Below are 6266 nucleotides of genomic sequence, written 5' to 3' on the forward strand. Positions count from 1 at the left end.
ATAAAAAAACGGAGCCCAGATGGGCTCCGTTTGTGTAACTAAATAAGTTTCGTCAGATTAGAATCTAACTGTTGTACGGAAGATGATGAGGTTGTCTTTGCCTTCGAGAGGAGCAAGTTTGTTTCCGTACTGTTTTCCACCTGCACCGTAGTCAACGCTGTCATATGCGAGCATGAATGCGATTGCCGGTGTGTACTGATATGTTACACCTGCGCCCCATTCTGTTGCTGTATCCTGACCTGCTGTATCCCAGTCTGCGCGTGTGTAGCGAAGGAATGTACCGAATTTCTTGGTCCATTTCTGTTTTGCCTGTACGTGCCAGTATTTGGTTGTCTGTTCGTTGTGAGGTCTGACGTTGAGTACACCTGTTTCGAGGTATGTACCAAGGCTGTATTTTGCAACCCAATCTTGGTCGTTGTTACCGCCGAACCAGTTGTCTTCCTGTGCGTACTCTACCCACAGTGATGTGAATTTGAGTGCGTCCTGTTTGACATCAAGAATGGCTTTCCATGATTTTGCATCGTCGCCATTTTTGATTCCTGTCCAACCGGAGAAGTTCTGCCAGTAGTAGATTCCTTTAAGTTCGACTGCAGGTGTGAATTTGAAGCCTGCTGCTGCTCCGTAGGTGTTGACTCTCAAATCGTCGGTAGCTGCACCGTCGCCCTGCTGCCAGTAGCCCATACCTGCAACCCAGAATTTGTCTGTAGGTTTCCAGTCAAATTTGACTGCATAGAGCATGCTTGCATATGCGGCGCCGAATAATTCGTTTCTTCTTTCACCGCTTGTGTTACGTCCGATAACTCCAACTCCTCTGAAGTTACCCCATTTTTTGGTGAATTCGAAACCGTCTGCACGCCAGTCTCCGAATGCTGCGTCTTCGTCGATGTAGAGTCCGTGGTCGCCTTCCCAGTCAAACTGGAAGCGTCCGAAACGGAAGTTTACGTCGTAAGGAAGTACTGTGTTGACGAATACTTTGTTCCATGATGATTCTGTTACTTCACCACGGCCTTTACCGTTTTTGTTCTGGCCTGATGCCCATGCGCCGGCACGGTACTGAGTTTCAAAGTATGTTTTTTCGTCAATCTGTTTTGACAAGAAAAGACGGAAATTCTCTTTTGAGAATTCGTTTTTGCTGACTGCCTGTCTTGTCCAAGTGTTAGCGTGATCGTTATCACCTGTACCGAACTTGGCGTCAAAACGGAAGATTCCGCGGAGTTTCCCGCCGCCGAGACGATCTTCGAGTACTGCTACGCGTTTGTCGATTTTGTCGACTTTGACTCCGAGTGCATCGAGTTCGTCTTTGAATTCCATGACGAGCTTTTTGAGCATTTCGAGGTCTTCTTTGCTTGCATGACGAAGATCTTCGTATGCGAGTGCGCGTGCTACGACTGATGCTACTTCGTAACGTGTTGCGGGCTGGCCGCCTTTGAATGCGCCATCAGGATATCCTGAGACGATGCCTTTGGATGCAAGCTGTGCTACTGCGTCATATGACCAGTGACCTGCGGGTACATCCATGAACGGGTTTGCTGCAAATGCAGGTGCTGCAAATGCTACGATGGCAACTACTGCCAATACTGCTAGAAACTTTTTCATTATAGTACAACCCCCTTGGTTGTGTTTTTTTAGTTTTTTTTATTTCGCAGACGTTCCGCGATAGGGGTTGCTCTTAACTTATCCAAGACTCCAAAGTTACCTTGTTTTAAGCTTCCGAGCTTCCTTCCTCACGCTTCCTATCTGCCTCTTCATTCTGCTCTCCTGTTTTGGCGGGGGTTGTTTCCACCACCTTTCTTGCCGTCGAGGGTCTTCGCAGAAATTCAAGCTGCGTGTGTTGCAATAATGCATAAGTAATATTACTCATAGAACTCTACGGAATATCACTTACCGCTATTATACAATTAGAATCCATAATACATATAGGACTAAAGTCTCATTTATGCAGTTATTTCGGTCTGATACGCTCTTTTAAGTGAAAAATAACTTTCCTTCATTCATATAGATACATAACAGAGTATTTTATCTACAACTAATTCCGACTCTGCTTCTAGCTTATTCCTAAGCAATTATAACACACTGCTGTTAACTACAAGAAAATACTTACTTGCGATCCAATTTAAATTAATCTTTACGTTTTAGATCTTCCACCTCAAGCTATCAAGCCTTCCTTGCATGACAGGACTTATTGTAGGGCTGAACTCTATCCATATATCTTTTGCATCTTTAAGGATATCGGCTCCTGTTTTTTTATCACGTCTTGGAAAATAGATGAACCCCTCATTTTCACCTTGGAATGAGAATGATAGCTCTGTGTCGAAATCTTCTATAGTGTAGTACTTGTTTTTTACCCTTAATTTAATCATGGCAGTTATCGGATTTAGCTCAATCGGAGAGGCGTTGTTATCAATTCTAACTTTGAATGCAATGTTCTCTTCTTCTTTTATTCCCTTTAGAAAATCTGAACTTGATTCTGTTTTTGCTGATTTGTTTTCTTCATTGTAAAGTTTCCAGAGCTCAGGCGTGTAGTATGTGATCCAAAATTCTATCGTTGATGACGCAGTTTCTTTGGGGTTTTCAAACTTTATATATTTTGTGTTCTTTTTTTCGAGCTGTTTTAGATCGGCTGCCGTCCCCATGGCTGTCAGCACAAAGAGTAGTAAAAAGGTTGCAAATACAGGCATTACAAATCTTTTCATTAAAAACACCCCTTCAAATGACTTCAAATATAAGTTTACTAATCTTAGAATATTGTTTGTTTGTAATTCTATACTGAAATTATTTTAGAAACATTTTAAAAACTTCGCTCACTGATGAAGCCCTCAAAACCTGTATGGGAAAATCGTCTTTTGGCGTCCTTTTACTTATAACGGCTCTTTTAAATCCCATTCTGGCAGCTTCTTTGAGCCTCATGAGAGTTCTGGCTGCAGGGCGTATTTCTCCGGCAAGACCAACTTCTCCTATGAAGCAGACATCGCTTGGCAGTGGAACGTCTTTCAATGCTGATGCCAGTGAGGCACAAATCGCTAAATCTGCGGAGGGATCTCTGAGAGTTAAGCCTCCCGCCACGTTTAAGTAGACGTCGCTTGAACGAGAGCTGATTCCGCCACGACGTTCAAGTACTGCCAGCAGCAGCTGCAGTCTGTTTATTTCAATGCCTCTTGCCGTTCTGCGAGGGTATGGAAATGGTGTTGAACAGGAAAGAGCTTGTATTTCAGCGGCAAGAGAGCGGGATCCCTCCATGACCAAGCCAACTGATACTCCGGAGCTGCCTAAGTCCGTGCCGCTCCAATAAAGTCTGCTTGGATCCAAAACCGGGGAAAGGCCTTTCCCTGACATTTCAAATATTCCGAGCTCGTCCGTGCTGCCATATCTATTTTTTTCTGCACGCAGTAGGCGATTTGTAGAATTTTGTTCTCCTGAAAAGAGCAGAACTACGTCGACTAAATGTTCTAAGAGCTTCGGCCCGGCAATCTGCCCCTGTTTTGTGATGTGGCCGACAAGCACGGTCGGGATTTGGCAGCTTTTTGCCATTTCTACAGCCATTGCAGAAACTCCTTTTACTTGAGAAGGAGAGCCTGCCCATCCGCTTTCACTGTCAGCTCTAAATGCTTGAACACTATCTATTACGACAAAAGAGTATTTTTCTGCTGCCTCAAGAGCGGCAGGCAGATCGCTTTCACAGAGCAAGTCCAACCCTTCGACCATGAGCCCCAGACGGCGTCCCCTCATCGCAAGCTGTGCTGAAGATTCTTCTCCGGAAATGTAGAGAACTTTGTTCCCGTTCTTTGCCATTTCGGCACAAACTTGAAGCAAGAGGGTTGATTTTCCTACACCAGGTTCACCGCCAAGAAGAGTTACTCCCCCTTGAACCCAGCCACCACCGAGAACGCGATCCAATTCCTTAATTCCGGAGGGTATTCTTTTTTGCTCTTCCACTTCAAGTGCGGATATGGGATATGCTTTTTTTGATAAAGTGAGAGCTCCTTTTTTCGTAAGGGCAAGAGGTTTTTCCGGCTCCATACTACCCCAGACACCACATTTCGGACATTTTCCTACGTCTGTAAGGCTGATGTGCTCACACTCGGAACATTTATATCTAGTTATTTCCTTTGCCATTCTACGAACCGTTGGGCGACAAGTCGTGCCCATCCTCTCTCTGTTTCTCTTTTGTTCTTTATATTAATTTAAGACTATCTTTTATATCCTATTATTTCTCTTAGAAGATATTTGCGGTTTTTCTGATCTTCTTTGTTTTCGACTCCCGTAGTCTTGAAACCGTCAACTACCCCGATGACACCGCGTCCCTGATCTGTGTTCGCTATTAAAACCTGAAGAGGATTTGCAGTTGCGGCAAAAACTCGACAGACTTCCTGTACGTTTTTTACTCTGTTTAGAACGTTTATTGGGTAGCCTTTTCGTAGAAGTATAACAAAAACATGACCGGCATTTATCTGTTTTGCGTATTCTATTGCTTTTTCTTCCAGGTCTTCCTTGTTTCCGTCATGTCTGATTAGACAATCTCCGGAAGCCTCACAAAAGGCTATTCCAAATTCAAGCGTTGGCGAAGAAGTAACCAGTGCTTCATATAAGTCTTCAACAGTTTTTATAAAATGGCTCTGTCCGATTATTATGTTGCAATCCTCTGATACATTGATTTGCTGGATTTCTATGTCAAGTTTTTTATCCATTAATGACACCCCCGTTTTATCCAATGAGTTTATGTAAGTATAACAAAAGAAGAAATTTTAAGCATGATTTCAGCATAAAAAAAGAGACTTTAAAACGTGCTGTTACACATCAAAAGTCTCTTCTGTCGTCAGGATTTAAGTAAACCTTCCTACTTCTTTTTAAGTTCTGTAATTACGTCTTCCGTAATATTAATTCCGCCATAAAAGACGGCGTTCTCGTCAACGACAACATTAACCTTCTTAGCATTTGCAACCTTGCGAATGGCAAGCTCAACATCTTTGAAAATCGGAGCCATTAACTTTGATTCTTCCTGTGCTGCGTCTTGACGTCTATTCTGATACTCCTGAACTTTCTTTTGTTCATCTGCTATTTTATCTATTGCTTCTTTGGCCTCTTTTGTTTTCTTTTCATTCATAGTCTTAATTTGTTCCTGCACCTGATGGAATTTAGGATGCTGCAGCACTAATTTCTGTGAATTTACAAACCCGATTGTGTCTGCGAATGCAGCGTTCGCAGTAAAAAATGCGGTAAATAAGGATACTGCCATTACAACTGCTAATTTCTTTGAAAAGTACATATTACTTGTTACCTCCTCAGTAATTTATAAAAACGAATTTTATCATCTTCAATATTATAATCTTGCTTGTTCTCTAAATTCTACTTATCTTTAGCGGCGATGTCCACGTATTATTACCGAATAATACAAATAAAATCCGAAAAATGAACGGATTTTTCACTCTTAATTCACTCTGCGACTGTTTTGTTAAATATGTAGAGCAGGAAATACAGTAGACGTCTTTTTAAAAATCGAGCAGTAAAATAGCAATTCTAATTAAAAATTAAAGATTTTTGTGCTGTTATTCTTTAAAGTATTTGTGCCAGAAGAAATAGGAGAGCAGGCGCCAAATGAGGTAGCCGGCACATACGACAAGCAGGGAGATTGAAAGCATATCCAGCACAGACAGCCCTACTCTAGACATGGCGAACGAGTCTCTGGCTCTTATTGTAGAACCACCTGGGCCGAGCCATTTCCACGCCCACAACAGCATGACAAATATCGACAAAATCGTGAGAAGTCTATTTAGGCTGCTGCTTGAAAGTTTTTTGAACATGTTGTCTTTCCTCCGAATTGAAACTTTAAAATTGTGATTTTGTATCTTTATATAAATCCTTGCTTTTATAGTTTATAAAAATATCAATAATAAGTTGATAAAGTAAAATAAAGAAAATAGCGTTTTTTGTTGCTCTTTATTCGATATTTTTTAACGTACAAATTTTTTGAGCCGCTTGAGATAGCTCTTCTGTCGTCATCTTTTTGCCGGTAACAGCAGAGTAACAGTCGCATAGTTCGGATAACGTGCCCTGTCCGAGTACAGAGAACTTGCAAATTCCGAGAGAGTTAAGGATTTCTGTTATTTCTGCCGAATAAGAATGTGTCTCCATCGCTTTACGAGCGTTTTCATATTTATTTCTCTTTTTTAAGCGATCATAAAAGTATTTGTAGTACTTATCTTTATCTCGCTTGGCAAGCTGCTGTGTTTTGTTGTACCCGACGGCTAATCCTTTTACGTGAAGACCTA

7 protein-coding genes are annotated in these 6266 nt (G+C 41.8%); all 7 read right to left on the reverse strand.

Annotated features, from left to right (window positions below):
- Positions 1-57: 57 nt before the first annotated feature.
- Positions 58-1596, reverse strand: coding sequence for an S-layer homology domain-containing protein (locus GXZ13_06960; protein NLX75548.1), 1539 nt, complete (start codon positions 1594-1596; stop codon positions 58-60).
- A gap of 536 nt (positions 1597-2132) precedes the next feature.
- Positions 2133-2693, reverse strand: coding sequence for a hypothetical protein (locus GXZ13_06965; GenBank protein ID NLX75549.1), 561 nt, complete (start codon positions 2691-2693; stop codon positions 2133-2135).
- Positions 2694-2772: 79 nt separating this feature from the next.
- Complete coding sequence (gene radA / locus GXZ13_06970) at positions 2773-4113, reverse strand: DNA repair protein RadA (protein NLX75550.1); 1341 nt, start codon at positions 4111-4113, stop codon at positions 2773-2775.
- A 74-nt stretch (positions 4114-4187) separates the two neighbouring features.
- On the reverse strand, positions 4188-4685 hold the full coding sequence (locus tag GXZ13_06975) for an adenosine monophosphate-protein transferase (GenBank protein ID NLX75551.1): 498 nt from the start codon (positions 4683-4685) through the stop codon (positions 4188-4190).
- Between the two features lie 149 nt (positions 4686-4834).
- Complete coding sequence (locus GXZ13_06980) at positions 4835-5263, reverse strand: OmpH family outer membrane protein (protein NLX75552.1); 429 nt, start codon at positions 5261-5263, stop codon at positions 4835-4837.
- Positions 5264-5543: 280 nt separating this feature from the next.
- Complete coding sequence (locus GXZ13_06985; GenBank protein NLX75553.1) at positions 5544-5798, reverse strand: hypothetical protein; 255 nt, start codon at positions 5796-5798, stop codon at positions 5544-5546.
- A 136-nt stretch (positions 5799-5934) separates the two neighbouring features.
- Positions 5935-6266: hypothetical protein (locus tag GXZ13_06990; GenBank protein ID NLX75554.1), on the reverse strand; the 332-nt coding region annotated here is incomplete at its 5' end.

This window comes from Synergistaceae bacterium, assembly GCA_012728235.1.
Taxonomy (GTDB): Bacteria; Synergistota; Synergistia; order Synergistales; family Synergistaceae; genus JAAYFL01.

What these genes read in the sequence shown, in the direction of transcription:
- GXZ13_06965 (NLX75549.1), bottom strand. Translation starts at nt 2,693, where the DNA reads ATGAAAAGATTTGTAATGCCTGTATTTGCAACCTTTTTACTACTCTTT.
- radA (NLX75550.1), bottom strand. Translation starts at nt 4,113, where the DNA reads ATGGCAAAGGAAATAACTAGATATAAATGTTCCGAGTGTGAGCACATC.
- GXZ13_06975 (NLX75551.1), bottom strand. Translation starts at nt 4,685, where the DNA reads ATGGATAAAAAACTTGACATAGAAATCCAGCAAATCAATGTATCAGAG.
- GXZ13_06960 (NLX75548.1), bottom strand. Translation starts at nt 1,596, where the DNA reads ATGAAAAAGTTTCTAGCAGTATTGGCAGTAGTTGCCATCGTAGCATTT.
- GXZ13_06985 (NLX75553.1), bottom strand. Translation starts at nt 5,798, where the DNA reads ATGTTCAAAAAACTTTCAAGCAGCAGCCTAAATAGACTTCTCACGATT.
- GXZ13_06980 (NLX75552.1), bottom strand. Translation starts at nt 5,263, where the DNA reads ATGTACTTTTCAAAGAAATTAGCAGTTGTAATGGCAGTATCCTTATTT.